Annotated in this window: 23 protein-coding genes; 17 read left to right on the top strand and 6 right to left on the bottom strand. The window is 36.7% G+C overall.

Annotation, left to right across the window (positions count from 1 at the left end; translation table 11 throughout):
• Positions 1 to 2 precede the first annotated feature (2 nt).
• The 13 genes from H5116_RS02530 to H5116_RS02470 all read left to right on the top strand — a co-directional run bounded on the left by H5116_RS02530 (position 3) and on the right by H5116_RS02470 (position 14,327).
• Positions 3 to 635: a sulfotransferase gene (locus H5116_RS02530; protein ID WP_182715484.1), complete on the top strand. Its 633-nt coding sequence runs from the start codon at positions 3 to 5 to the stop codon at positions 633 to 635.
• Between the two features lie 47 nt (positions 636 to 682).
• Positions 683 to 1,255 carry a tRNA-(ms[2]io[6]A)-hydroxylase gene (locus H5116_RS02525; protein ID WP_165743839.1) on the top strand — a complete coding sequence of 191 codons (573 nt, stop codon included), beginning with the start codon at positions 683 to 685 and terminating at the stop codon, positions 1,253 to 1,255.
• Positions 1,256 to 1,467: 212 nt separating this feature from the next.
• Entirely contained in the window at positions 1,468 to 3,387 is a 1,920-nt protein-coding gene (locus tag H5116_RS02520; protein WP_182715483.1) for a pilus assembly protein N-terminal domain-containing protein, read from the top strand.
• A complete protein-coding gene (locus H5116_RS02515; RefSeq protein ID WP_182693153.1) occupies positions 3,384 to 4,061 on the top strand; it encodes a lipopolysaccharide assembly protein LapB in 678 nt (225 codons plus the stop codon). The genes H5116_RS02520 and H5116_RS02515 overlap by 4 nt, the downstream gene beginning before the upstream one ends.
• A 288-nt stretch (positions 4,062 to 4,349) precedes the next feature.
• Positions 4,350 to 4,739 (top strand): hypothetical protein, encoded by a 390-nt coding sequence (locus H5116_RS02510; protein WP_076925982.1) that lies wholly within the window; start codon positions 4,350 to 4,352, stop codon positions 4,737 to 4,739.
• A gap of 83 nt (positions 4,740 to 4,822) precedes the next feature.
• Entirely contained in the window at positions 4,823 to 5,590 is a 768-nt protein-coding gene (locus tag H5116_RS02505; protein WP_007586678.1) for a hypothetical protein, read from the top strand.
• Positions 5,591 to 5,596: 6 nt separating this feature from the next.
• Positions 5,597 to 6,895: a CpaF family protein gene (locus H5116_RS02500; RefSeq protein WP_182715482.1), complete on the top strand. Its 1,299-nt coding sequence runs from the start codon at positions 5,597 to 5,599 to the stop codon at positions 6,893 to 6,895.
• Positions 6,888 to 7,763 carry a type II secretion system F family protein gene (locus H5116_RS02495; RefSeq protein ID WP_182715481.1) on the top strand — a complete coding sequence of 292 codons (876 nt, stop codon included), beginning with the start codon at positions 6,888 to 6,890 and terminating at the stop codon, positions 7,761 to 7,763. The genes H5116_RS02500 and H5116_RS02495 overlap by 8 nt, the downstream gene beginning before the upstream one ends.
• A complete protein-coding gene (locus H5116_RS02490; protein WP_169043649.1) occupies positions 7,760 to 8,575 on the top strand; it encodes a type II secretion system F family protein in 816 nt (271 codons plus the stop codon). Before H5116_RS02495 ends, H5116_RS02490 begins: the two co-directional genes overlap by 4 nt.
• A 9-nt stretch (positions 8,576 to 8,584) precedes the next feature.
• Positions 8,585 to 9,751 (top strand): hypothetical protein, encoded by a 1,167-nt coding sequence (locus H5116_RS02485; protein ID WP_182715480.1) that lies wholly within the window; start codon positions 8,585 to 8,587, stop codon positions 9,749 to 9,751.
• Entirely contained in the window at positions 9,748 to 12,615 is a 2,868-nt protein-coding gene (locus H5116_RS02480; protein WP_182715479.1) for a hybrid sensor histidine kinase/response regulator, read from the top strand. Before H5116_RS02485 ends, H5116_RS02480 begins: the two co-directional genes overlap by 4 nt.
• Positions 12,616 to 12,631: 16 nt before the next feature.
• Positions 12,632 to 13,057 carry a response regulator gene (locus H5116_RS02475; protein WP_182715478.1) on the top strand — a complete coding sequence of 142 codons (426 nt, stop codon included), beginning with the start codon at positions 12,632 to 12,634 and terminating at the stop codon, positions 13,055 to 13,057.
• Between the two features lie 445 nt (positions 13,058 to 13,502).
• A complete protein-coding gene (locus tag H5116_RS02470) occupies positions 13,503 to 14,327 on the top strand; it encodes an alpha/beta fold hydrolase (protein ID WP_182715477.1) in 825 nt (274 codons plus the stop codon).
• A gap of 433 nt (positions 14,328 to 14,760) precedes the next feature.
• Here H5116_RS02470 and H5116_RS02465 read toward each other — a convergent pair whose 3' ends face one another.
• From H5116_RS02465 to H5116_RS02440, 6 genes are all read right to left on the bottom strand, one after another.
• Positions 14,761 to 15,720 carry a sugar-binding transcriptional regulator gene (locus H5116_RS02465; RefSeq protein ID WP_002960874.1) on the bottom strand — a complete coding sequence of 320 codons (960 nt, stop codon included), beginning with the start codon at positions 15,718 to 15,720 and terminating at the stop codon, positions 14,761 to 14,763.
• Positions 15,721 to 15,968: 248 nt separating this feature from the next.
• The gene (locus H5116_RS02460) at positions 15,969 to 16,970 is read right to left on the bottom strand and encodes an ABC transporter ATP-binding protein (protein WP_182715476.1); all 1,002 of its coding nucleotides are present in this window, start codon (positions 16,968 to 16,970) and stop codon (positions 15,969 to 15,971) included.
• A 10-nt stretch (positions 16,971 to 16,980) separates the two neighbouring features.
• Positions 16,981 to 17,811 carry a carbohydrate ABC transporter permease gene (locus H5116_RS02455; RefSeq protein ID WP_002960878.1) on the bottom strand — a complete coding sequence of 277 codons (831 nt, stop codon included), beginning with the start codon at positions 17,809 to 17,811 and terminating at the stop codon, positions 16,981 to 16,983.
• Positions 17,812 to 17,813: 2 nt separating this feature from the next.
• Positions 17,814 to 18,686 (bottom strand): carbohydrate ABC transporter permease, encoded by an 873-nt coding sequence (locus tag H5116_RS02450; protein ID WP_002960879.1) that lies wholly within the window; start codon positions 18,684 to 18,686, stop codon positions 17,814 to 17,816.
• Between the two features lie 146 nt (positions 18,687 to 18,832).
• Positions 18,833 to 20,137 (bottom strand): sugar ABC transporter substrate-binding protein, encoded by a 1,305-nt coding sequence (locus H5116_RS02445; protein ID WP_007377152.1) that lies wholly within the window; start codon positions 20,135 to 20,137, stop codon positions 18,833 to 18,835.
• A gap of 152 nt (positions 20,138 to 20,289) precedes the next feature.
• Complete coding sequence (locus H5116_RS02440; RefSeq protein WP_165723449.1) at positions 20,290 to 21,618, bottom strand: hypothetical protein; 1,329 nt, start codon at positions 21,616 to 21,618, stop codon at positions 20,290 to 20,292.
• 529 nt (positions 21,619 to 22,147) lie between these two features.
• Here H5116_RS02440 and H5116_RS02435 point away from each other — a divergent pair.
• The 4 genes from H5116_RS02435 to H5116_RS02420 are packed head-to-tail and all read left to right on the top strand — an operon-like array spanning position 22,148 to position 26,413.
• Positions 22,148 to 22,531: a response regulator gene (locus H5116_RS02435; protein WP_002960883.1), complete on the top strand. Its 384-nt coding sequence runs from the start codon at positions 22,148 to 22,150 to the stop codon at positions 22,529 to 22,531.
• Positions 22,532 to 22,544: 13 nt separating this feature from the next.
• Positions 22,545 to 23,450, top strand: a complete 906-nt coding sequence (locus tag H5116_RS02430) for a MoxR family ATPase (RefSeq protein WP_182715475.1) — start codon at positions 22,545 to 22,547, stop codon at positions 23,448 to 23,450.
• A gap of 6 nt (positions 23,451 to 23,456) precedes the next feature.
• Positions 23,457 to 24,443: a DUF58 domain-containing protein gene (locus H5116_RS02425; RefSeq protein ID WP_182715474.1), complete on the top strand. Its 987-nt coding sequence runs from the start codon at positions 23,457 to 23,459 to the stop codon at positions 24,441 to 24,443.
• Positions 24,443 to 26,413 carry a DUF3488 and transglutaminase-like domain-containing protein gene (locus H5116_RS02420; protein WP_182715473.1) on the top strand — a complete coding sequence of 657 codons (1,971 nt, stop codon included), beginning with the start codon at positions 24,443 to 24,445 and terminating at the stop codon, positions 26,411 to 26,413. The genes H5116_RS02425 and H5116_RS02420 overlap by 1 nt, the downstream gene beginning before the upstream one ends.
• The last annotated feature ends 7 nt before the right edge of the window (positions 26,414 to 26,420 follow it).

The following is a 26,420-nucleotide window of genomic DNA, read 5'->3' as shown; positions in this document are numbered from 1 at the left end:
TAATGAGCAAAATATTTATAATAGGTTTACCACGTACCGGCACAACTAGTGTGTGCCATGCATTTTTAGAACTTCGCATTACAACAGCGCATACCGCGTATACTAATGCCTGTTTTCAAAATGCCAGCGCAATTGCCGACACTCCCATATTTAACGACTTTAAAGCACTTGATATTCATTACCCAGACTCTAAGTTTATTTATTTAGAGCGCGAATTGAGTGCATGGCTACCTTCAATAAAGCAGCTTTTAACGCGTATGCACACTAATTTAACGCGCGGCGACGGGGGCTTTAATATTCATATAAAGCGCTGTTATTTAAATACGTTTAGTGAGTTTTCGCTTAATAATATTAGCGACGATAGTTACTTAGCTCACTGCTACGAAACACATTTGAACGATGCTCACACGTACTTTAAGAATCGTGACAACGATTTTTTATCCATTGATATAGCAAAGCCTGATAGCTACAAAAAACTATGCGATTTTTTAGCATTAAAAAGTGACAAAGCTGATTTTGAAAAAATGAATATGGGCGGCAAAGTCACCGCATGGAACGATATTAAACACCCGCTAAAAGTCGAATCCACCGCTAAAGGGCGCATAGATAAATTGCTGCCTTACAAGATTTTTTAAAACAAATACGTTAAAATCCCCGCATTATTATTTAAGTTGTACAGAACATGTTTGAATTAAAATACCACACCCCATTTGAATGGACCGAAGTTGTCCTTGCTGACTTTAATACTTTTTTACAAGATCATGCCGCTGCAGAAAAAAAAGCATCGGGTATGGCTATGTCTATGCTTTCGCATTACCCAGACAAACGTAAATTAGTAAAAGCCATGACCGACTTAGCATTAGAAGAATTAATACACTTTAAACAAGTGCTTAAGTTACTTTTAGAGCGCGATGTAAACTTAGGTGACGACAAAAAAGACCCGTACATAAAACAAATACGTGCACTGTTTAGACATGGTCGTGATGGTTTTTTAATGGACCGATTACTGGTTGGCGGTGTAATTGAAGCACGTGGTCACGAGCGTTTTTCTTTAGTAGCACAAGCACTTCCCGAGGGTAAAGAAAAAGACTTTTATGTTGCGATTGCCAAGTCAGAAGAAAAACATAAAAATCTTTTTGTAGAGCTTGCTTACGAATACTTTGATAAAGAAGAAGTTGATACTCGCCTAGAAGAGTTACTTACAGCAGAAGCTAAAATCTGTGAAAGCATCCCATTTACAGCTGCTTTGCATTAACTAAAATTAGCGCAGAGCCTATTTTATTCGCTTTGCGCCACCTGCCTCTACTCTCATTTCTTGGTTAAACCCTTCATGAATTATTGATTTGCAATTTGCGAATCAAAATAATAAAACACACTTTCACACATCTTAATGCATTGATAATAAATACAAAAGCGTTTGGTCTCATACTTGCTACCTATACATTAAGCAAATTTAGGGAAAGGCTTATGTTAAAATTTACTTTTATACTATTACTAATATCTTTTAGCGCCGTAGGCAGTGAAAGTCATTTAGATTATATAGAAAATGCAAATGGTGAGCGGGTACAAAAAGTATCACACTTAGTTAAATGGACACATACTCGCTTTGTGTTTACCCGTGATATTTCTCGCATTGCACTTGGCCACGAAACAACACTTGATGTGAACGTGGTTAATGGCCGTGAGCTACTAATTTTAGCTAAAAAGTTGGGCCGTACATCTATGATGGTGTGGTACGACGATAAAAGCTCGGAAACATTTTTACTTGGCGTAACCGAAGATTACAGCGTGCTTGAAAATGCCCTCAACGATATTCATCCTGACGTGCAGCTAACCATAGCACCTGATCGCCATGCTGTTGTATTACGCGGTGAAGTACCTACTATAAATTATCGTCATGCCGCTTATGAAGCTGCAAAAAACTATCTATACGCCAGTAGCTCACAAGCATCACAACCCGTTATTACCTCAAACCCTAACCAAGGAATGTTTAATTCTCTCGCTCAACGCTTGCAAGGATTGGGTAACGCAAACGGTGGTACCTCTCAAAACTCGAGCAAAGTCGCTATTATTAATTTAATAAAAGTAACTCAAGCACCCAAGCCAAAAGAAGAACGTATTAGCGAAGTAATTAAATCAATGGGTGCAGATAAAGTAACTATTAAACGCATCTCGGTTGATGAGCTATCAAATGATGATAGCGATGTATTTTTACTGTCAGGCTCTGTAAAAAATCAAATAAAGCTAGTGCGCTTATTAAATACAATTAATAAATTATTCGAACCAGAGCAAGCATTACAAACTCAGGGTTCTCCTCTTGATCCTAATAATTTAATGGGCGGCGCAACGCAGGATAAAAGCGCAGGTATTGAAGTGCTTGCCAACGAGTCGGGTGGGTTAATAAACGATGCTACATCAGGATTAAACTTAAGTAATGTGAGTTCTAATATTGCAAGAGCAACGCTTCTTTCAGTGGCTGGCGGTAAAGTTTTGTCGAGCATTGAAGTTGAAGATTTACCGCAAGTTCGTGTGTCGGTACAATTATACGAAGTAAATCAACGTAGGTTAAAGCAATGGCGCCCAGATATTAGCGTGCTCTCTAATGGGTATGAAAAAGAAGCGGGCTTGTTTGGCCGTGACGGTATGACTAATCGCGAATCTGGCTCTGCAACAATAGAAAATGCGCTGCAATTAATTGGCGGTCAATTAACTAATAACTTACAGCTTTCTACCTCACAGTTTGCCATTGATATGTTGTTTTCATTACTTGAACAAGAAGGTATTTCGCGAACGCTTTCTCGCCCTACAATCACGGTTTTAGCCGGTGAAAGTGCCGTGTTTAAAGTCGGTGGTGAAGTACCTGTACCTACAAGTTATAGCCCATCTGGCATTACAAGCGGTCAGCAAGGTAGTAGTGGGTCGGTGTTTAGCGGTACGGAATTTAAATCATTCGGAGTTGAATTAAATGTACGCGCTATGGTTGACGACAAAGACAGAATAACACTTGATCTAAACCCAGTAATTTCACTACCCGATACCACGTTAACAGCCGAAATTGCACAAAGCACAGGCAGCAGTTTAAACAGTAGTGCATTTAATACACGCAGCATGCAAACGTCAACGCGTTTAAAAGATGGGCAGCCTCTTATCATTGGTGGCTTAATTAGCACTGATAACAATGCAAGCCACGACTTTGTACCTGATGGCAACGGCAATAGTATGCTTGGAAAGTTAAGTGAAACAACCAGCAAAAGTGAAAACAACCGTGAGCTGATAATTGTTGTAACTCCAAATCTGGTGCGTGAACCAATTAACACATTACGTTCGTGGGAACACGCAAATATAGACACCCAGGTACTTAGCTACATACAGGAGCAAGGGCTATGAAAATATTTTATATTATTTTACTGCTTACTTTATCGGGTTGCGCTCATATTGATTACAAGCCAACAGTAAATCCTTACAACGCATTGGGTGACATAGTAAAAAAATACCAATTAAATGCCCTACCGTTAATGTGCGAAGGTATTAATGCAAGTGACTGTTTGAACCTTGTGCATGAGGTGAATCAGTTAATGCTTGAACACCCCGATAACACGGCAATACTTTCAATATCGGCATATGTACTTTATAAAAGTGGCCGTGCTAATCAGTCTCAACAGGTTATAAACACTTTGCTTAATAAAGCTAACCCGCCGTTAAACGCAATTACTTTAGGGGTTACGTTAGCAATAGAGCAAGGTAATTTAGCTAAAGCAAAAAGCATTGCCCAATACGGCGTTGATGTTTTTGGTACACATGCTTCACCATACCTACAAATGGCCTCTATACATTATGCTCAGGGCAGTTACGTTATAGCTTCAAATTACTTAGAGCTTTCGGTTAAGTTTGGTTTAAATAGCACCGCCTATTTTTACCATAAAGGGTTAATTGAAGAAGCGAATGCTAATAATTTATTGGCCTGTGGCTACTATGAGCAAGTTTTACGTGCAGAACCCACGCATCAAAAAGCACTTGCTAGGCGCGGAAAACTCTCCGTTTTAGGTAATTGCTACTCTTAAGGCCTCAGGGCCTTTTTTATGCCTACAATTTGGCATTATTAAGGAGCCAAAACCACTTTATTATTTATTAAAAATAGGAGTAAAGCTTTCGCTCATCCTACGTTTTATACGTAATCTCACAAGTCTCATTTTAATATTGATTTGCATTTTGCAAATCAAAAATAAAAAAAGCTAAAAAACACACACATAAAAACCATAACCACCTGTATTTAATAGCATTTTTCAATTGGCATGGTCCTCGCTATATATAAAGTGAGCATAAGCTCTTTTAATTTAAAGGCTACGATTATGAAAACTATTAAACATAACTTAAATGGCAAAAAGCAAAAAGGTTTTGTACTAACGTCAGAGCTAATCATTCTTTCTACATCAATGGTAGCAGCACTTGTAATTGGTTTATCTACATTACGTGACTCTGTAACCAGCGAGCTTGAAGATGTAGCTGAAGCAATTGGCTCACTTGACCAAAGCTATGTATTTGACGGGATGATTAACGCCGAAGGCACAGCTGAAGTGTCTGGCTCTGGGTTTGTAGATTCAGTTGACGTGTACGCAGGCGATGGTAGTTCATTCACTTTTGTTGCATCAGACTTTAGTGAAAGTGCCGCACTTGTTAATGCTACACCAAGCGGCGATGCTGCAACACGTACAGCAGCAGGCGGTTCACAAGGTAACTAACGCAAGGTAACCAGGTTTGAATACCAAGCTTAAGGCTCACTGCCACAAAATTGTGGCAGTGAAAGTTACTCCGGAGGAATATTATGAAAAGTAAAAGTAACAAAGGCGCAACCACAGCGGCTCTCACATTACTCATCACCTCTGGCATGTTAGCTTCGGCTTTGGGTATTAGACAGGTAAACGATGAAAATAGCGTAACAGCTTGGGTAGTAAACAAAAATATGTCGGCCGGTCAAACAGTAACAGTTCACGATGTTGAGCAAAAGAGTATAGATCCAAGTAACTATTCAAATATTGCACTGAGCGTTCAAAATCCGCGTGCATTAATCGGTCAAAAATTAGCAACTAATAAAATGGTTGAACAACCATTATTTGACACAGATTTTATCAGAGCGAAAAGCCAAAATTTATCAGAAGCCATACCGGCAGGGCGTGTTTTATATACTTTAAAACTAAACACCTTGGATATTCCGCTTTCGCGCATACACAAAGGTGACCGACTCGACATAGTCGCTAAAACTAATCGCTTAGTAAGAACCGTTGCCCGTGATGTACAGCTTATTGGTGTTTCAAAAGGTCCTAAATCGCAAGCTGCTAAAAGTGGCGTAATGGATAATTTAGCTAAAGAGTCTAATTCTGCTGCGGGCGGTGTTTCATTAGTCCTCGCGGTACTTCCAAAAGATGTTTATTCGTTGGCGGGTATAGATAACGCTGACAAAGTTTCAATTATTGTGCATAGCGCTTATGACATTGAACAAGGTCGTTTGCAAAACTTTTCACGCTTACAAACCAGTCGCACAATCGAAGTGGTTAAAGGCGTTAAAAATGAAGCTGTATATGTAGCTAAGTGAGTTTTTATGTTTAATTTATCAAGCAAACATGAAGAAGTTCAAACCAGTTTAAGTACCTTTGAAGAGCTTAAAAAGCTATTGCATGATGCCGTTATCGAAGAGTACGAACAAGAACCAACCGCGCTTTTATCAAGTAATGTTCTCGAAAAAATCTCTGCATTGTGCAGTGAAATCCCACAATTCAATCAATCTTCATTTAATCAGCATCAAAAAGAGCAGGTTGTTCAGGCTGTATTTGATGAAATTCAGGGTCTGGGTCCTATTGCACAGTTTATGCTGGACGATCAGGTAAGTGATATTTTAATAAACGACACGCAAGATATTTGGATTGATAAGCAAGGCAAACTACTTTGCACAGCCAGTAAGTTTGATGACGAACGCCATTTACGCCGATTTGTTGATCGCTTACTTGATGGCTGTGGTCGCCAAGTAAATGCGCTTATGCCAATTGTTGATGGCAAATTAAAAGATGGTAGCCGTGTTCATATTATTGTACCGCCTGCGTGTACCGGCGCCGCTATTGTGTCTATTCGTAAGTTTAATCATAAAAAAATAAACGATGACTTTTTAGTTAATAACCATTTTTTAGATAAAAACATCTTATTATTTTTAAAAAGTGCAGTTAAAACAGGCGTTAATATTTTAGTCTGTGGCAATGCGGGGGCTGGTAAAACGTCATTATTGAACGTACTTGCCAACTCAATTAATCCAAACGAACGTGTTGTAACCATTGAAGAAAGCGCTGAGCTTAATTTGCATCACAACCATGTTGTGCAATTGGAAGCCCACGACACTAACAGCGATGGTAAAGGTGCAGTAAGCCTAAGAGATTTAGTAAAAGCAGCCCTTAGAATGCGCGCAGATAGAATACTTGTAGGTGAGGTACGCTCAGGCGAAGTAATCGATATGCTCCAAGCAATGAACTGTGGCCACCAAGGTTCGATGACGACCATACATGCTAACAGTGCAAATGATGCCGTTATTCGTTTATCTACCTTAGTGCAGTTACACAATGCACAACTGAGCGATACCCATACAAGTTCGCTAATCGCGTCGAGTATTCAGCTCATAGTTCATGTTTCTCGCTCAACTAATGGCATCCGCACTCTAAAAAGTATTGGTGAAATTAAGCGTGTTAATGGCGGGGCACAATTTAGCCCGCTTTATAGTATTAACGAAGCAGAACCAGTACAAAGTGATTTAATAGATAACTCAAGTGTTATTGAGTTTATGAAAGGTCAAGGCGCAAATGCACAAGAATTGAAAGCATTACTGCACAATAACCCGGAGGCTAACAATGACTAAACTTGATTATTTATTAGCTATTGCGGCGGTTATAACTTTTGTACTGGCTGCGAGTGTATTGGCTTCTTTGTATGTGAATAATAAAAGCAACCAAAGCGCTAAAAAAGCAGATATTTTAGAAGAAAAAGATGTCCTTACTCTGTCACTACGAGTGCTTGGTTTAAATATTAGTAACGCCTGGTTTATAAGCATGGCGTGCTCGCTCTCTAGTAGCTCCTGGTTTTTAGCTAAATTATATTACCCAGAGGCATCAACCAGCGCGTTTATTATTTCAATCGTGGTCTTTGTAACCTGTTTTATAACTGTGATTGACTTGGCTCATTATAAATTAGCAAAATTTGAGCATCACTTTTTAGAATTTATTGAAACCGTACAATCGTGTTTAAGCACAGGGCTATCGCTACAGCAATCAATGCACTTTGCTGATGAACATGCTGACTCATATATAAAAAAACAAAGCTCTTTGCTATTACAACGCATGAGCATGGGTAGTGACGCCGAAACGTCGTTTGCTCCGTTAATTGAAAGATACAACTGCGAGACCGTAAGATTATTTGCTCATAGCATCATCACACATACACAAAGCCAGTGCGATTTAACTGACATGCTAAAAAGCGTATGCAACATGATGTCGCTAAGAACCCTCGACCGCCAACAGCTAAAAGCAAAGCTTTCGGGTACTAAGTACGCTGCTGTATTTAGTGGTTTTTTACCTTACGCACTAATTCCTTTATTTAGCTATACCGATCCAACCTGGTTTGAACCTTTATTAAACGATCCTAATGGGATTGCATTTATAACGGTTGCGCTTCTTTGTCAGCTATTTGGCTTTTTATGGCTACGCCTTAGCTTAAGGGTAACATTATGATTGATATACTTTTACTTATCGGACTTTTAGTAAGTATGGGCTCGTTTATCCATATTCATAGGCAATCTCTTAAAGTCGAATTAGATAAACCCGATACTAAAAACATTAACTGGTATCCGCTAATTATCATCTCTAAACGTCAACTAAGACAAGCAGGGATTCAAATTAATAAAATATTAATAAGCCTGTACTGCTTTAAAGTGGCTGCTACTTTTAGTGCATTTACGGTTATAGAGCTAACAGGGTATGAGCTGAGCCAATCGATTAAATTATTACTGTGTTTTATGTGTTTTTTTGCACCCGAATGCTGGTTTTTATTACGTAAAAATCAACGTCAAACCACTATAAATAACAGCTTAGAGTTTTTTTTACGGGTGTTACTGGTTTACATGCGCGCCGGGTTTTCGTTAGAACGTTCATTTGCACTGGCGGTTGATCATGGATTGAGTCAAAAACACCCATTATACAAAGAGCTAAAGTTATTTTTATTCGAACTAAGTGCAGGTAAAGATCGTGAATTTGCATTTAATTCACTTTTTGAAAGAACCGGCGTATTAGGAATTAAAAAACTCGCAAACTTAATGTTAATAGGGTCAAAACTTGGTACGCCACTTATCCAAGCAGTAGAGGCTCAACTTGAAGGCCTAGCTTTAAAAAAGAACATTTTACTCGCTAAAAAGGTAAACAAAAAAGCGATGCACACAACCTTTCCCATTATCTTAATTTGTTTTCCGATGTTTTTGGTATTGGTGTTTTTTCCCGCAGCATTACAAGTAATGAACGTACTTAAAATGCTTGTAGAAGTGTTATAGGAGCCTTATATGAAAAAGCATTATCAACAAGGGTACATACTTACTATTGAGCTTATATTAATTATAACTATTTTAATTATTGGCTCAATTGGTGGGGTGATTTTAGTAAGGGATGCCCTTATTAAGCGCCATCAAACTAAGGTAGATAATCAAATTACTGTAGTTGATGCTAACAATAGACCACTCGGTATTGCAGTAAGTTTTGATGAGCATCAAGCACCACTCATTTTTTATACAGATCGTGGAGCAAACAACACGTACAGGGCATTAATAGGCATAAGAGATGATAGGTTTACCTCGCGAGAAGCTGTTTATTACGATGCTCCAAATTGCCAAGGTAGCCCGTGTTTAAAGGGCTTAAGCGACGAAGCAACAGACAGCCAAGGTGTCAGCAAGTTAAATAATACCGGTAATGTAAGTTATATAAATGCGCTGCAGCAAGGTCCAAATTACGCAATAGGGCAGTTAGGTAACAGCGTTATTGGTCAGTTATTAAGGAGCACGCCACAACAATGCCCTGCTAATAGTGAACAAATTCTATCTCGTTATGTATCCCAAAAAGTAGTAACAGGCTCACCTTGTGAAAGCTTTGAAATAGATAAGCAACCAGCCGACAGCAGTTGTTTAGTTGGAGTAACAGCTTTAGGAAATCCACTTTTAGGTACAAGCGATCAAGGTTTATCACAATCGTGTGATACATGCCAAACAGGGTACGAATCGCAAGGTGACATACTTGATTTATATTTACCTCAGGTAGAACCGCTTTTAAATACAGCCCTTAATGCGCTTTCATTAGTAGGTATAGGCACAAACGTTGATATAGAGCTTGGCACAATATGCTGCCCAGAAGGTACACGCTTAGAAGATGATGAAAACATTGTAGAAACACTTGTTTTCACTATTTTACAAACCACATTTGAGCTGGTCGGTATCGATTTAGTAAATAACCTTATCATTAGTGAAACACTGAACTTAATAGGGATTGAGCCAGGTATTACATATTGCAAAACATCACTTAATTTAGTTAATGCAGAACAAGTAATTAATATCACCACAGGCGAACCTGCTCTTAGTAGTTTAACGCCACCATTTAAAGTTTTACTGCCAGTACATAGCGGCCAAAACAGGACAACGTGGATACATACTCCCCCAAAAGGGGAAGGAGAACGTCAATGAACGCCTCTAATATATTTACCTCACATGCTAATTTAGCAGATACACCAACTGATGAAATATCAACAGAAATTAAAGAAACGCTAACGCTACTAAAACAGTTTTATGATGTTCCAATTGTTAAATTTATCGATTTTAGAGAGGTTTATTCAGAGCAGTTAATAACCTGCAACGATAAAGAAAGTGTCGAAAATGAGTTATTAAGCTATCAACTACGCTGTACACAAGAAAAACTATATTTATTTGAAGATACTTTTTTTGATGATGTATCAAACAACACGCACAAATTAATTCGCTTTTATGCACAATATCCAATTTATAGTGTCACTAATAAATTAATTGGCGTAGTGCTGATGGCTGATTTAGCACCTAAAACATTAATAGGTTCACAAAAAAATCAGTTTATTTCATTTGCTCAATTATTGCAGACACAGTTAAATAAAAATTCAGATTCAGTAAGTAATCAAAGTACTAATCCTGTGAAAAAAAATTATGGGGAAAAGTATATTCATGTATTTAGTTTAGCGCCCGTGGCATTCTTAATTGCATTAGTATTATGCTCATTCACTGCATTACTGCTTTATACTATAGAAAAAAAGGAGCTGCAAAGTAATTACAATGAACAAACTCAGCAATTACGTAAAACGTTATTTAATGCTTTAGAGCGATTTGATAATCAAGGGTTATATATATCGCAAAAAGATTTAGTTATCGCAGGCTTTTTACAAAGCCAAAATAGCTATACAAAAGAGCAGCTTAATGATTTAGTACAGAGTCAGGTTTCACAAAGCTTAACTTATAAAGGGTATATTGTGTTTGATTCTGAGTATAACCAACTTGCACTTTGGTCAAAAAATAATTTTGATTTAGCCGCGTATGGATTTAAAAACTGGTTAGAAAAATTCAATAATAGAGCGAATAAACAAGCAGTAGAAGTATTTACTGTTGCAGATACGGCCTTCTTAATTTCTGAAATAAAAATTAAACAAGGATCTATTTATACACTTACAGCATTTGATTTAAGTAAGTTTTTAAAAGCCGTTATTGGCAAATTAAACACTGAAAATTATAACGTTTTTATAGTAACACCACAGTTTACTTTAGGAAAACAAGGAGAAGTTAGCCCGAGTATAATTAAAAATAGTATTAGCGCTTTAAGTAGTCGTTTTCCACCTACATGGCGCTTACATGTGCAACCTATGAATAAAATAGTACGCCCACAAATAACTAAATATAGTTTAATTAGATTAGGGTTAATCTCTTTTTGTGTATTTGCCTTTGTGTATTATTTTTTACGTTTGCCAAGACGTTTACACAACGAAATAAAACAAAAAAATCAGTTAATACTCAATAGAGAAGAGCTTTTTTCAAGTTCTCTTGATGCACTGCCGCATGGGTTTGCTATTTTTAATAGCCACGAATTTCCTGTGATCACCAACAATGCATTTAACCTTTTATTTGCACAAGTGAATAAACAAAATAGTCAGCTATCGTATAGCCAGCTGGTAAGTATTGCGCAGCAGAATAATATTATAAATCACTACCATGAACATCATAAGCTTGATGATGATCGTAACCAATTAATAGATATAGGTTTTACAGACGGGAAGTGGATAACTGTATTACAAAGACATACAGATTTTAATGGTTTCGTTTGCTACTTTAGAGATGATACAGAGCCACATCAAAAAGAATGTTTACTCGCTGATGTTCTTGAAAAATCAAAACAGACAAATCAATTAAAAGAAAAATTTGTTACAAGGCTTAGCCGTCAATTAAAAACGCCTTTATCATCTTTAAAGTCATTAGTTGAAATATCTAAAGATCCAATAAGCTTTAACGAATTTAAAAACAATGTGGGGAATATTTCTGATGCATGCGACCAGCTCGAAAGTGTAATTCAACAACTCGTAAATATAAATAAATCGGAAATAGGTAAGTTAAAACTGCAGGCCAAAAACGTTAACCTGAATCATATGATCAATAATAATATTTCGATTTTAACTAAAGAAGCTGAAAACAAAAAAATAGTTCTTAAAAATAATATTACGCCTGGGTTAACCGTGGTAAGCGATGAAAAGTTAATTTCTCAATTGGTTATTCAGTTAGTGACAGAGGTTTTGGATTCGTCAAATAATACAACGCTATCTATTAACGCTCAGATTAAAAATGAAAGTAACCGTAATTACTTACACCTAGACTTTTCATTAAGCAATTTAATCGACAGTAGTTACTTTATAACTGAGCTTAAAAGTATATCGGGTGATGATATAGCACGTCTCATAGATGATAAAGACGTTTCATTAGAGTTAAAGTTTTTTATCTCAATATTTAAAATGTTAGGTGGTAAAGCGATAACTGTAAGTAGTAACGCGAATAAATCAACGATAACGCTTTCTATGCTGGTAAACAAAGTAACGAAGCAAGATAAAGACAATGTGCAAAAAGTACCAAGTAGCTCATTAAATACTGATTTAGTAAAAGCGAGTTTAGTGACTAAAAATCACCAAAACACGCTACTACTTGTTGATGACGATCCACTTGTAGAAATTGTGATTAGGGCAATGCTAAAAGATCAGAATATCATTATAGATTACGCATGCAGTGCGATAGAGGCTATGTTGATGGTTTCGCAAAATAGTTACGACATTATTCTAATGGATATAGTAATGCCAGAATTGTCGGGAACTGACGCTATGTTAAAAATTAAAAAACACAGTGATAATTCTAAAACTAAAATAATTGCGCATACATCGACACCCGATACAGAATCTAAATATGTAAATCAGGGCTTTGATGACATGTTATTAAAGCCGGTGAAACAAGGTGTTTTAATAAACCAAATAACACGTATTTTAAAAAGATAAGCCGCTGGGGTAATAAATGAAAAACATTAATGAAAATATGGCAGAAGTTATCGAGTTTAAAGTAACGCCAATAAATAAAACTAAACGACTACTTTTAGTAGATGATGACTTACTAATAGAAATAGTAATAAGAAAAATGCTTAATGAAGAAAATATTTTAATAGATTTCGCATCAAGTGCTATAGAGGCGCTATTGATGGTTTCTCAAAATATTTACGATATTATTTTAATGGATATAGTAATGCCGCAATTTACAGGCACTGATGCAATGCTAAAAATCAGGAAGCATGCTGACGCATCAGCAACAAAAATTATAGCTCATACATTTAGTGAAAACGAAAATAGTAATAATAAGTACGTGAAGCTTGGGTTTAACGGTCTTTTGTTAAAGCCAGTTAAGCAAAGCGTATTAATTGAAAATATTAGAACTTTCTTGGAATGATAAATAGAAACAGTAGGGCGGTTAACTATTTTTATTTATAGCTTATTAAAAAATTAAATTATAATTTTTTAAAGACTAATATTTATTTAGTGCTTTTGTGTATATGAACCTTTAATATATTTAAATTTGTAAAAATCCTTTAATAAGAATAATTACTTTAAATTATTACAAACTACGCTTTTGTAATTGTTGCATGTATACGAGTCATCGTTTCACACTTTTTAAAGCGGTTAATAATCTCAATTATTAAACGCTGTAATATTATAAAGTTAGTAAATTTATTTAGCCTAGAGCCCACGTATCACAAGGGTTTAACTTTCAAAACATTAATATTTTTTAATAATTAATAAATGCACATCTTGGGATGGAATTTGCTTTATAAGGTTATATTCTAATTTTATAGTTTATTAAACATTATAATTTTTAAAGTTAACGAGGCAAAATTATGAGCAAAACACAGTACGTTACAGTAGAAAGTCATCAAATTGCTTATCAAGAAATGGGACAAGGCACACCTTTATTATTAATACATGGCATACCAACTAACAAATTTTTATGGCGAAATGTGATGCCCAAACTCGCATCAGAACATCGAGTAATAGCGCCTGATTTACTAAACTTTGGTGAATCAGATATGCCAATTAACACCGATGTATCTATAAATGCGCAATGTAGAATAATGTGTAAGTTTATGGAAGAGCTCGGTATTTCTAAAGTTAATATTGCTGCACATGATATTGGTGGTGGTGTTGCTCAATTAATGGCGGTAAATCATCCTGATAAAATAAACGGATTAGTTTTAATAGATAGTGTATGTTTTGATTCTTGGCCAATACCAGAATTTGAACCTTTGCTAGAACCTGGTGTAGAAGAAAAGACAAGTGTAGCTGAATTTATTGATACATTAAGAGATTTCATGCCTAAAGGTGTATACGATTCTAGCGTAATGACTGAAGAGTTAATGGAAATATACTTAAAACCATGGAGCAATGAGCAAGGAAAAGCCGCTTTATTTAGTAACATGCGCAGACTCAATAAAGAATATACACAAGCTATTGCAGGCGATCTTAAAAGCTTACCTCATGAAACACTTATATTATGGGGTGAAGAAGACAAATTTCAAAAGCCAAAATATGCGCCAATGTTAGAAGAAGCAATTCAAAATTCATCATTAATTTGGTTAGATAAAGCCGCTCACTGGGTTGTTGATGAGTATCCAGATAAAGTATCTGAGCTTATTAGTGAATTCATGAATGATAAAAAATTCTAAAGTCTCAGCAAGTACATCAGTAGGATAGTTAAAAAGCCATTAAATTCAACATCTTGAATTTTACTGGATGAAATATCTACTAGGAAGTTATTGTTAATACCGCTTGGATATATTAATAACCAAGCGGTATTTTTATATGTTCAAGAAGCTAATAGCGTAAATGGGAAAAACATTAACTATTAAGATAAGTAGGTTAATGCTTATTAAATAGTCAAAATATCGCGTTTATACGTTAATTAATGAAGGTGAGTAACTTGGTTACGTATTTATTTATGCTATTTAACATAATATAAATTATAGGTAGTTAATGTATATATAGAAAGAGCGCCTAAATGCGCCCTTACTATGTCCAATACTAGACGGTATCGGACATTAAGTGTTTTTATTACAATAACTAGTATTACTAATACAGATACTTTATTTATCAATTTGTTTAATCAATACTAAGTAAACGCTCAGCTGTATATTCGTTAGTAATTAATCCACTGATCATGTTTGACCTTACTGCGCCCAAAATGGCTAACACTTTTTCTTCACCAGCAGCTATCGCATAAATCTGTTTGTTAGCATTTGTTTTTAATGGCGTACTTGCTACACGCTGATTAACTGTGCAATCTAAAAGCTTACCGTTTTTATCAAACACCCAACTAATCATTTCACCAACAGCACCCAGATCTTGTAACTCTTTAAGTTCTTGCGCATCAATAAAACCATCTATATGTAATGGCGACTTTTCACCTAAGCTACCAATACCCACAAATGTTACATCGGCATCTTTAGCGAGTTTTAAATTACCGGTAATATTTTGTTGTGCGTGCAACTGTTCTTTTTCTTCAATGCTTCTTGGTAAAACTGGCAATGGCATTGGATAATGTTTTGCATTGGTGTGTTCGGCCATTCTTACTACAACATCATAAGGTGAAGCCGATCCATCCAAAGCCATATTACCTAGCATGGCTACAATTTTATGTTGCGGACAATCAACGGTTCTTAGCTCATCCACACATGAACGTAAAACTCGACCGGTTCCCATAGCAAGTACTTTGGGTTGTTCTGATTTTAAATGACGTTCTATTTCTGCCGCGCCAGCTTGAGCCAAACCTAATGTAGATGAAGGTTCAGATGGATCGCTCGGTACAACTTCACACGAATCTAACCCAAAACGGCTTTTTAATTTTTCGGCCAAATCCATACATTTAGCAATCGGGTGGTCAAGTCTAACTTTAATTAATCCTTGGCTCACAGATAATGCGACCATTCTTTGTGCAGATTGACGAGATATATTTAGCTTTTTGGCAATTTCATCTTGTGTGTTACCGCCAACATAATATAACCACCCTGCTCTGGCTGCATCATCTAGCTTTCTAATTTCTGTATTTGATAGCTTTACCACGTAAACCTCTTAAAATAGAAGGAAAACTAAGTCCTTATTTTCATTACATAATTTTAATTATATGTGCTGCTATATAAATTATTTTATTAATTTTGGATTATCTATTTATCAATAACGTTTTTGTTATTTATAGTTTTAAATATACCATTCCTTAATAAAAAATACCTAGGTTTCATAGGATTATGTAATTAGAATTTAGTTAATAGCACCCTTATAAAGGTGCTATTTAAGGTAATTAAAGATTGGCTTTAGCGAATTGTTAAACCGTTATTATCAAACTTTAATACTTTATCATCCGGTGCGCTTAGGTAAATACTGTCGCCATATTTTAACGGACAATCACCATCTGCTTTTACTGTTACGGTCCCTTTGCCTTCAATATTTATATGTAAAAAGCTCTCCGACCCTAAATGTTCAATTACACCGACAGTACCAGCCCACGTGCCTTGCTCAGTAGAGAGTGTTATATGCTCTGGTCGTATACCAATACAACTAACATTCGCATTTTCATTTTGTGGAGCATCTATAAAATTCATTTTTGGAGAGCCAATAAAACCAGCTACAAATTTGTTTACTGGGTTTTTATAAAGCTCTAAAGGTGTGCCTACCTGTTCAATAATACCGGCATTAAATACCGCGATTCTATCTGCCATTGTCATGGCTTCAACCTGATCGTGCGTAACATAAACCATTGTTGTAGCTAAGCTTTTATGTAATTCAGATATTTCTAAACGCATATTTACACGTAATGACGCATCAAGATTCGAAAGCGGTTCATCAAATAAAAATGCCGAAGGTTGGCGTACAATTGCGCGCCCTATTGCTACGCGCTGGCGCTGACCGCCCGATAATTGCCCAGGCTTTCGATCTAAATAATCGGTCAAATTAAGAATTTTAGCAGCGTTAGCAATTTTACTCTCAATTTCTGCAGGGCTTACCTTGGCTCTTTTTAAAGGAAAAGCAATATTGTTACGCACGGTCATATGCGGGTATAACGCATAAGATTGAAACACCATTGCCAAGCCTCTTTTTGCCGGCGGTGTTTTTGTGGCGTCAATGCCGTCAATTTCTATATTACCACTGGTGGTATCTTCAAGACCTGCGATCATACGAAGTAATGTAGATTTACCACAGCCCGATGGCCCAACAAAAACGATGAATTCACCGTCTTTAATTTCTAAGTCGAGCGGTTTAATTACGTTTACTTCATCAAAGTTTTTAGTGACTTGTTTTAGTGTGATGCTGCCCATGTGTATTCTCCTATTTTACTGCGCCGAAACTTAATCCACGCACTAATTGTTTTTGACTAAACCAACCAAGTATTAAAATTGGCACAATGGCCATGGCAGATGCTGCCGATAACTTAGCGTAAAATAACCCCTCAGGGCTTGAGTAACTGGCAATAAATGCCGTTAAAGGTGCAGCATTTGCAGCGGTTAAAATAAGTGTCCAAAAAGCTTCGTTCCACGACAAAATAACATTGAGTAATAGCGTTGAGGCTATACCTGGTAAGGCTATTGGCAATAAAACATGGAATATTTCTTCACCAATTGTTGCGCCATCCATACGAGAAGCTTCAAGTATTTCGTTTGGTATTTCTCTAAAGTAGGTGTAAAGCATCCATACCATTATTGGTAAGTTAATGAGTGTCATTACAATAACCAAACCTAATTTTGTATCGAGTAATGCAAAGTCGCGAAACAATAAATAAATCGGAATAAGTACGCCTACTGGTGGTAACATTTTAGTTGAAAGCATCCACATTAATAAATGCTTTGTTTTTTTAGTTTGTACAAAAGCCATAGACCAAGCAGCAGGTACAGCAATTAATAAACCCAGTAAACTTGAACCTAGTGATATAACTACAGAGTTCCAAAAATGGTTAAAGTATGGCGAGCGCGACAGTACATCGCGGTAATTTTCGAGCGTCCAATCAAACGCATATAAGCTTGGGCTTGCTGAAATTGCTTCGGCTTCCGTTTTAAAGCTGGTGATTAACGTCCATAAAATTGGAAAGAAAATCATGCCGCTTATTGTCCATGCAGCAATGGTATAAATTAGTTTGGAACGACGGCTATCTTTTATAGTCATAATTAACCCTCCAAGTTTTTGCCAATTAAGCGCATTAAAAATATAGCGACTATATTTGCAATAATAACTGCAACTATGCCCCCTGCCGAACCGCCGCCTACATCAAATTGAAGTAGTGATTGCGTGTAAATTAAGTACGTTATATTGGTCGACGAATAACCAGGACCACCGCTGGTTGTAACTAATATTTCGGCAAAAATTGACAGTAAAAATATAGTTTCGATTAAAATAACAGCGGTTACAGCGCGCGATAAGTGCGGCAAAACGATGTAAAAAAACTTACTAAATGGCCCAGCTCCGTCTAAATCAGCCGCTTCTAATTGTTCACGGTCTAATGATTGTATTGCTGTTAGCAGTATTAATGCTGCAAATGGTAACCACTGCCAAGACACAATTATGATGATTGAAAATAGCGGCATTTGAGCAAAAAAGTCGATAGGTTCAAAGCCAAGCCAAATCGCGAAATGTGCAAATAAGCCATTAACTGGGTTCATTAGCATGTTTTTCCATACTAATGCCGACACAGTTGGCATTACAAAAAATGGGGCTAGTACCATAATGCGAACGTAATTTCGTCCCCATATTGCTTGGTCTAGTAAAATAGCTAAGCCAATACCACCACAAATAGTGATAAGTAAAACCCCAGTTACTAGGTAAAGCGTGTTAAAAAATGATTCAAAAAAAGCCGGATCAGTTAGGAAAAATTCATAGTTTAAAAAGCCTACAAACTCTTTATCCCCTGGAACGAGTAAGTTGTAATCAATAAATGAGAAATACAGTGTCATACACAGCGGAACTATCATCCAAGCAAGTAATAAAATTACACTAGGAAGAAGCATAAACCGAGCAAGCGTGCGCGAGTTAGTTGTTGCCATAAAGGTGACCTTAAAAAAGCCAATTCTATTTACTTGTTAACTATCAAGTGAAAATCAGAAACCCTTGATAGTGTTTATAACTAACAAGTAAATAGAATTGACATAAAATATTGGGTAAGTTTGAGTACTTACCCGCCCATTACATGCTATTTAGGATAGCGAGCTTTACGCATTGTTCGCTCAACGAGGTGCTGAGACGTACTAAGCGCTTGCTTAACGGTCATTTGGCCAGTTAATGCTGCTGAAAATTGTTGCCCAACAGCTGTACCAATTCCTTGAAACTCAGGAATAGCAACAAACTGAATACCTACATAAGGCACTGGTTTAACTGTCGGATTTTTAGGATCTGCAGATTGAATAGAATCTAAAGTAATTTGCGCAAACGGTGCTGCGTCCATGTACTTTTGATTACTGTAAAGTGATTTACGTGTACCTGGCGGTACTTTTGCCCAACCTTTTTTATCGGCTACAAGTTGTGTGTATTCTTTAGATGTTGCCCAGCTAATAAATTTCATTGCGGCATCTGGTTTTTTGCTGCTTGCCGGTACGGCTAAAGTCCAAGACCATAACCAGTTACCGCGTTTACCTAGACCGTTATCTGGCGCAAGTGCAAACCCTACTTTATCGGCAACTTCTGAATCTTTTTTGTTAGTAACAAATGCGCCTGCAACGGTTGCATCAATCCAAATACCACATTTTCCGGTTTGAAAAAGTGCAAGGTTTTCATTAAAACCGTTTGCAGATGAACCAGCAGGACCAGATTCTTTCATCACATCGACATAATACTGAAGGGTATTTTCCCACTCTGGGGTATTAAACTGAGGTTTCCAATTTTCATCAAACCAACGCGCACCAAACGAATTTGCCATGGATGTAATAAGCGCAACGTTTTCGCCCCAACCTGCTTTACCACGTAGACAAAGGCCATAAACACCTTCTTTTTTATCTGTCATCGCTTTAGCAGCTTTGCGTATAAAGTCCCATGTTGGGGCTTTAGGCATTGTCAGCCCTGCTTTTTCCATTAAGTCAGTGCGGTACATAACCATTGAGCTTTCGCCATAAAATGGCGCAGCATAAAGCTTGTCGTTAATCGTTAAACCGCTTCGAATTGCCGGAATTAAATCGTCTAAATCGTAGTTTTCACCTAAATTATCCAGCTCTTTTAGCCAATTTTGCTTGCCCCAAATTGGTACTTCATAAGTACCTATGGTCATAACATCGTATTGGCCGCCCTTTGTTGCAACATCGGTTGTGACACGTTGGCGAAGAATGTTTTCCTCTAGAGTAACCCATTTTAGATCTATATCCGGGTTTTGGCTGGTAAAGTCACTGCTTAATTCTTTCATGGTGATCATGTCACCATTGTTAACAGTCGCTATTGTGATTGTTTCTTTTGCCGCAGCGCCCATGCTTATAAAGCCACACGCGAGCATAATTAATTTATTTTTCATCGGGTATTCCCCATACACGTTATGTTTTAACAAGTGCTATTAAATTTCAATCTATTACCAATTCTATTTATGGCAGTTTTAACGCATAAAACTGCCCGCAAAGTGCCTTTTTAGGTCCTTTGTTTAAATAGTTAGACTAGTTGGATAATGATTTAAAATTTAACAGATATTTCAGAAGTGAAGCCGTCAAATCCTTTACCGATTTGGCCGCCCGAATTAACACCTTCTTCTTGGTTAACATACTCAACTTTTAAAAGCGTTTTATCGTTAAACCAGTAACCTGCGGCTACTTGAATACGCTCTACTGTGTTGTCTGTTTGTTCAATTAAGTCGGAAGTGTTATCGGCTTCTGCATAACGAGCCGCTACATATAGCTTTTTAGGGATTAGATATTGTTGTGCTTCAAACACGAAGTACTCAACCGATGAGTCGCCTTCTATTACACTGTTTGAATCAAAAGTAGTGCCATTTTCATCAGCTATGCCGTTTGTACCAAAGTAGGTAATACCGGCAACTGCATTACCAGCGGCATCTGCAAATGTGTAATCATCAGACGATTTACCAACCATAAAAATTAAGCTAGTTTCGTCAGATGGTTGATAAGCTAAGTTAAGCTGGATGATTGATTGCTCAAGCCCTGGCATTGCGCCAACGTGAGTGTCACGCTCGTTTGAAGGTGACGCTGAGAAATTATAGTTTTCACCATCGCCAAAGCGATAGTTTGTTGTGGTTACACCATCAAGACTTGCTACGCCATTTTCAAAACGTAACTGGTCGCCTTGATTCGCTTTTAATAAGTTTAAGCCTGCTTTAAAGCCACCTTCAAATTCTAGAGTACCTTGAAGTCGGTAGTTATAACCTCTGTCTTCTTGAAATGCTTCACCGAAACTTGAAGTCGTAATGTGACCTGTAACATTATAAGCACGTACTACACCACTATCGAAAGTTTCGCTGTAACTTAGCTGTGCGCCGTTTTCTGCGGTTGCGTAATCGGTAATACCATTACCAATAAGTGCATTACTTTGGTTATCTGCGCCGTCTTGAAAGCCTTTAAATTGAAATGGTGAGCCACCAATATTACCCAAACGCAGTGTTAAATTTGCGTTTTCTTTTGGTGTGCCATATAGACCTAGTAAGTCAAATTCAACACCTGCAAAATCGTTGTGAAATGAAAAGTCACGATCTTCGCCACCAAAGTCATTAGGCTCTTCTGCAATATCTATATCGGCAGTGATGAACTCGTTAATATGAAATTTAAGCATTAGATTAGCTCTAATACGGCCAAATCCTGATTCTTGTTCTTCATCTTCTGGACGAAATGCACCATCTTTAGCCTGAATTGACTGAAAGTTTTGCATTAGTAAAAAGTCTACGTCAACGCGATCTAAATATTCAGAAATATCAGCCTGTGCTGGAGCCGATGTAGCCATAGCTGCCGCTATGAGAGAAATTGCAAATTTAGTCTTTTTATTATTCAACATAATAAGCTCTTTATTTAGTGTGGTGTGTGATGCCAACTTTATTAAATTGCATTTTCATTTAATGAAATTGGTATTAATTCAGTGTGTATAGATGAGGCTGACTGAGCAAAACATTAAGTGGTTAATGAAACTGCACTTGTGAGCATAAGCCCATCTGCTGAGCATAATCACAGAATGAATTTAGAAGGTCAACGATTTTTTATTACAAAACGTTTACAAAAAATCGAATTCATATGTAAATATTTTTGAATCAATAAGTTAAGTAGCAAATTTGTTACATCAAATTTTGATGGAATGTTGTATTGGATTAAGGAATTTCTTATGAATACGTCATTATTGTTCATTACAATTAATGAAAATATAAGTTAGTAGAAGATATGAGAGCAGATAATCCTTTAAAAATACGTTGTTGGGCAAACCTATAAACAGTTTATTTATTGGTGTTTTTTAAGTAACGTTCTTGAGCTTATGATGGGGTTAGCTTAGTATTAAAGCACTTAGATGTATTCAAAATAGAAGTAACCTACATATGGAATTTGTTCGCCCGCTAGAGCCCATCCTCATTATTGATGACGTTAAGGAAATTCGTGATTATCTAAACCAAATTTTAACTGACTTAGGGTTTGAAGATATATTAGAAAGTGCTGATTTTAGCTCTGCCAAACCTATTATGGACAATAAACCGCCAGGCGTTATATTTGTAGATGTAGATTTACCAGACTCTAACGGTGCAGAGATATTGGAATACATTAATAGTGCTTACCCGCACACTCACGTTGTTATGTGTTCGGGCCACAATAGTCTCGAAAACGTACAAAACACGTGGGAAATGGGCGCTAAAGGTTTTATTGCAAAACCTTTTAATACAAAAAAAGTAGACACTGTAATGAAGCGTCTTGAAATAATAGAATAATAATAAGGTTAGCATGCATAGTACTGTTACTGCGATTATAGACGATCTTTCGAGTGTTATATTTGGTAAACAACAACAAATAAAACTGGCACTTACATGCTTATTTAGCGAAGGGCATTTACTCATTGAAGATTTGCCTGGCATGGGAAAAACCACTCTTTCTCATGCATTGTCAGCTGTGTTAGGCTTATCGTATCAGCGTATACAATTTACCAGTGATCTTCTCCCTGCTGATATTTTGGGTACTAACGTGTTTAATTCTACTGAGCACAGTTTTACATTTCATAAAGGCCCTATTTTTAGCCAAGTTGTTTTAGCTGATGAAATAAACCGCGCAGGGCCCAAAACACAAAGTGCGTTGCTTGAAGCAATGGAAGAGCAACAAGTGACAGTTGATGGAAAAAAATATACGCTGCCAAATCCATTTTTTGTGATAGCAACACAAAACCCGCTTTATCAATCAGGTACCTACCCGTTACCTGAGTCGCAATTAGACAGATTTTTAATGCGCATTAGCTTAGGTTTTCCACCTAAAGAAGCCGAAAAACGCTTAATTTTGAATATGCAAAAACGAGATTACAGCCAATTACCTAAGCGTATTAACCAACAAGAGTTAGCGGCAATTCAATCCCAGATAAGCCAAATTACTTTAAGTAGCCCGGTTATTGACTACATTATAGAGCTTGTTAATTACACACGCACAAGCAACGCTTTTGCATCATCGTTATCACCTCGTGCTAGTATGGCTCTGGCTAAAGCGGCTAGGTCGTGGGCCTTTATTGATGGTCGTGATTTTGTAATGCCAGAAGATGTTCAAGCCGTATTTGCAAGTGTGTGTCAGCATCGATTAGGTTTGCATAATGAGTCAGGTGAAGCGCAAGTAAACGATATTTTAAAAAACGTATTAGTTCCGGTATAAACTTTTATGCCAAAAAAAACAGCTAAGCGCCCTTCTTTATTTAAATCATTTAAGCAAAGTGTATTTAATAAGTTATTAAAAAATAAACATTTAAAAAACTCAATTACACTTGAACACAGAACAATTTATGTATTGCCATCATCCCTTGGTTGGTATTTTATAGTTGTAGCTATTTTAAACTTTGTGATGGGCATTAATTATCAAAATAATTTAATTTTAATAATGTCTTATCTTATGTTTGTGGTAATGATTATTGCTGTATTAATGGGCTACAGTAACGCTAAAGGCTTAACAGTTAAATTTAAGGATGCATTTAACAGCTACGCTCCTCAAAAACCGAGTATTATATTTGAATTACAAAGCCCTTCTGTTACCCAATCTATTAATTTAACATATCAAGATAGTGAGCAAACTCACAAACATACCGGCCAAGTTGATAGTAAACCTCAGTTACTTACACTCAACTTACCCTACAGCTCACGCGGTAAGTACTCAGTGCAACGTATTAAAATAGCGAGTAACTATCCCTTTGGTTTGATAACTGTTTGGAGCTACATTCAATTACAAGAAGAAGTATTTGTGTACCCGTCACTTGAACAGGTTCACTGTGATGCGCATGTTTCTATGCTTGATGAGCAAGCCGATAAAGGTATTTCTACACAATTTGGTAGCGAAGAGTTTGAGTCTCTTATCCCACATTTACCTGAGATGGGCTTGCAAAGAGTGTCGTGGAAGCATTACGCAAAAACACAGCAGTTGTTAGTTAAAGAGTTTGTAGACTTTAAAACAGCGAATGCGCTCTTCGATTTTACGTTAATGAATGGAGATACAGAACAACGGTTAAGCCAGTTATGCTTTTTAGTGTGTGAAGCAACCGAGAAAAACACCCCTTTTATGTTAAAGCTACCGAATAAAACAATAAATACAAATACCGGACAGCAACATAAGCAGCAATGCTTAGAATTCTTATGCTCATTTAATGGTGATGTGTAATGGACATACTTAAAAACGAAAAAGTAATAAATTATTCGCTGTCTTTTATATATGCATGTTTGATTGTATTTTTTGTATCACATTTACCGCTTGTTTTTGTTGGTGTACTTTCACTTATTTGTGCATGGAACTTTTACATAACGCTGAGTAATAAACCAAAGCCAAATGCTTGGCTGGCAAATATACTCGCAGGTGTGTCACTCGGTTTAATGCTCTACACAGTAGGCATGTCGGATACGGTTATTTTATTTGTGGCCATGCTGCTACTTGCTAGTTTATTTAAGCTGCTACAGGCTAAAACCAAAAAACACTATCATGTAATTATAACGCTTACGTTTTTTTCACTCTCATCTGTGTATTTATTTAACCAAAGCATTTTAACGACTTTAACTGTTAGTAGTTTATACATATTAAACTTTGCAGTACTTGGCTTACTCGAGTCCAAACATAATTTAAAAATAGCCTCTAAACAAAGCGGTAAACTGCTACTTTTAGCGCTTCCTTTAGCTATATTTTTACTGCTTTTTTTGCCAAAAATGCCCGCCTTTTGGCAGCTTCCTGGGCCTAAGCTTGCTAAAACAGGGCTTTCTGAACAAGTCGATCCATTCGATATTGCTAAGCTTTCAAACTCAGATGAACTTGTGTTTAGAGCTAAATTTAACGAAGAAAAACCTGTAGCGCCTTATTATTGGCGAGCAATAGTCCATGATGAGTTTAATGGTAATGCGTGGCTTACGTCTGACTTTTTAAAATATAATAATGTAAAAACAAATACGCAGAGCGAAAATGATGAGCAACTTATTGCAAGCTACTCAGTTATTACAGAGCCTGCTACACAAAAATGGCTCTATGGTTTAGCGTATTCCAGTAGTAACTCACCAAATGTTGAAGGTAATTCGCTAGGTTTATTGCGTAAAAAAAGTCGCCAAGCTAAAAACTTACAATACGATGTAAATAGCTTTAACTTCACAACTTTACCGCTTGGCGAATTTGAAGAAAAACGCTACAAATACCTCTCCAATAAAAAGAATGTAAAAACATCATCACTTGCTAAAAACTTAAAGCAAAATACACACTCTGACCGCGATTTTTATAATCGCTTATTACAGTACTTTGCAGGTACGGGATTTACTTACACATTAACACCCACTCCTATGAGCGGCGATAACACCATAGATCAATTTTTATTTGATAATCAACGTGGCTTTTGTGGCCACTATGCCAGTGCCGCTGCGTACATTTTTAGAACCGCAGGTATACCCGCTCGACTAGTAAGTGGCTATTTAGGTGGCGAATTAAATCAAGATAATAATACGCTCACTGTTCGCCAATACGACGCACACGCATGGGTAGAAGTATATTTACAAAACGAAGGTTGGGTTATTTTTGATGCAACCGCTGTTGTAGCTCCGGAGCGTTTAAATGGCTCACTTTCGCAGAACGAAGAGCTGAATGACGAATTTAAAAGTAACCTTGATTTTGGTTTAGTGAGTTTAAGTAATTTCCCCGCTATTAATTGGTTAAGGTTGGAACTTGAAAACCTCGATTATCAATGGTCTAGCTGGGTACTTGGTTTTGACGAAGAAAAACAAAATGATTTTTTAAAATCGATTTTTGGTAGTAAAAACATTTGGCTTGTACCATTAATGGTTTTACTAACAGCTGGTTTTTGTTTTATAGGTTATTTTATTTATTTAAACTTGCCAAAACGCCCGTCTAAATTAGCGCCTATGGTTAAAGAGTTTTATGAAGTAAAAGCATGGGCTAAAAAACAAAAAATAAATACACCCGATAATTTAACACCGAGTCAGCAGTTAGACTTTTTTGCTGATCAACTTCCTCGTTCTGCACAATCTATAAACACTTTTAGGCAGTTATTTAACCAAGTACGCTATGGTAAAAAACCTTTTACGAAAGAGCGTAAAACTCAGGCTAAAGATCTGATAAAATTAATTAAAATTTCCAAATAGAGAATAC

Source organism: Pseudoalteromonas sp. SG45-2 (genome assembly GCF_014164115.1).
In the GTDB taxonomy this organism is placed as follows: domain Bacteria; phylum Pseudomonadota; class Gammaproteobacteria; order Enterobacterales; family Alteromonadaceae; genus Pseudoalteromonas; species Pseudoalteromonas distincta.
The sequence above is the reverse complement of the archived record's forward strand: the minus strand, read 5'-3'. Positions and strand labels throughout refer to the sequence as shown.

What these genes read in the sequence shown, in the direction of transcription:
- H5116_RS02530 (WP_182715484.1), top strand. Translation starts at nt 3, where the DNA reads ATGAGCAAAATATTTATAATAGGTTTACCACGTACCGGCACAACTAGT.
- H5116_RS02525 (WP_165743839.1), top strand. Translation starts at nt 683, where the DNA reads ATGTTTGAATTAAAATACCACACCCCATTTGAATGGACCGAAGTTGTC.
- H5116_RS02520 (WP_182715483.1), top strand. Translation starts at nt 1,468, where the DNA reads ATGTTAAAATTTACTTTTATACTATTACTAATATCTTTTAGCGCCGTA.
- H5116_RS02515 (WP_182693153.1), top strand. Translation starts at nt 3,384, where the DNA reads ATGAAAATATTTTATATTATTTTACTGCTTACTTTATCGGGTTGCGCT.
- H5116_RS02510 (WP_076925982.1), top strand. Translation starts at nt 4,350, where the DNA reads ATGAAAACTATTAAACATAACTTAAATGGCAAAAAGCAAAAAGGTTTT.
- H5116_RS02505 (WP_007586678.1), top strand. Translation starts at nt 4,823, where the DNA reads ATGAAAAGTAAAAGTAACAAAGGCGCAACCACAGCGGCTCTCACATTA.
- H5116_RS02500 (WP_182715482.1), top strand. Translation starts at nt 5,597, where the DNA reads ATGTTTAATTTATCAAGCAAACATGAAGAAGTTCAAACCAGTTTAAGT.
- H5116_RS02495 (WP_182715481.1), top strand. Translation starts at nt 6,888, where the DNA reads ATGACTAAACTTGATTATTTATTAGCTATTGCGGCGGTTATAACTTTT.
- H5116_RS02490 (WP_169043649.1), top strand. Translation starts at nt 7,760, where the DNA reads ATGATTGATATACTTTTACTTATCGGACTTTTAGTAAGTATGGGCTCG.
- H5116_RS02485 (WP_182715480.1), top strand. Translation starts at nt 8,585, where the DNA reads ATGAAAAAGCATTATCAACAAGGGTACATACTTACTATTGAGCTTATA.
- H5116_RS02480 (WP_182715479.1), top strand. Translation starts at nt 9,748, where the DNA reads ATGAACGCCTCTAATATATTTACCTCACATGCTAATTTAGCAGATACA.
- H5116_RS02475 (WP_182715478.1), top strand. Translation starts at nt 12,632, where the DNA reads ATGAAAAACATTAATGAAAATATGGCAGAAGTTATCGAGTTTAAAGTA.
- H5116_RS02470 (WP_182715477.1), top strand. Translation starts at nt 13,503, where the DNA reads ATGAGCAAAACACAGTACGTTACAGTAGAAAGTCATCAAATTGCTTAT.
- H5116_RS02460 (WP_182715476.1), bottom strand. Translation starts at nt 16,970, where the DNA reads ATGGGCAGCATCACACTAAAACAAGTCACTAAAAACTTTGATGAAGTA.
- H5116_RS02455 (WP_002960878.1), bottom strand. Translation starts at nt 17,811, where the DNA reads ATGACTATAAAAGATAGCCGTCGTTCCAAACTAATTTATACCATTGCT.
- H5116_RS02450 (WP_002960879.1), bottom strand. Translation starts at nt 18,686, where the DNA reads ATGGCAACAACTAACTCGCGCACGCTTGCTCGGTTTATGCTTCTTCCT.
- H5116_RS02445 (WP_007377152.1), bottom strand. Translation starts at nt 20,137, where the DNA reads ATGAAAAATAAATTAATTATGCTCGCGTGTGGCTTTATAAGCATGGGC.
- H5116_RS02440 (WP_165723449.1), bottom strand. Translation starts at nt 21,618, where the DNA reads ATGTTGAATAATAAAAAGACTAAATTTGCAATTTCTCTCATAGCGGCA.
- H5116_RS02435 (WP_002960883.1), top strand. Translation starts at nt 22,148, where the DNA reads ATGGAATTTGTTCGCCCGCTAGAGCCCATCCTCATTATTGATGACGTT.
- H5116_RS02430 (WP_182715475.1), top strand. Translation starts at nt 22,545, where the DNA reads ATGCATAGTACTGTTACTGCGATTATAGACGATCTTTCGAGTGTTATA.
- H5116_RS02425 (WP_182715474.1), top strand. Translation starts at nt 23,457, where the DNA reads ATGCCAAAAAAAACAGCTAAGCGCCCTTCTTTATTTAAATCATTTAAG.
- H5116_RS02420 (WP_182715473.1), top strand. Translation starts at nt 24,443, where the DNA reads ATGGACATACTTAAAAACGAAAAAGTAATAAATTATTCGCTGTCTTTT.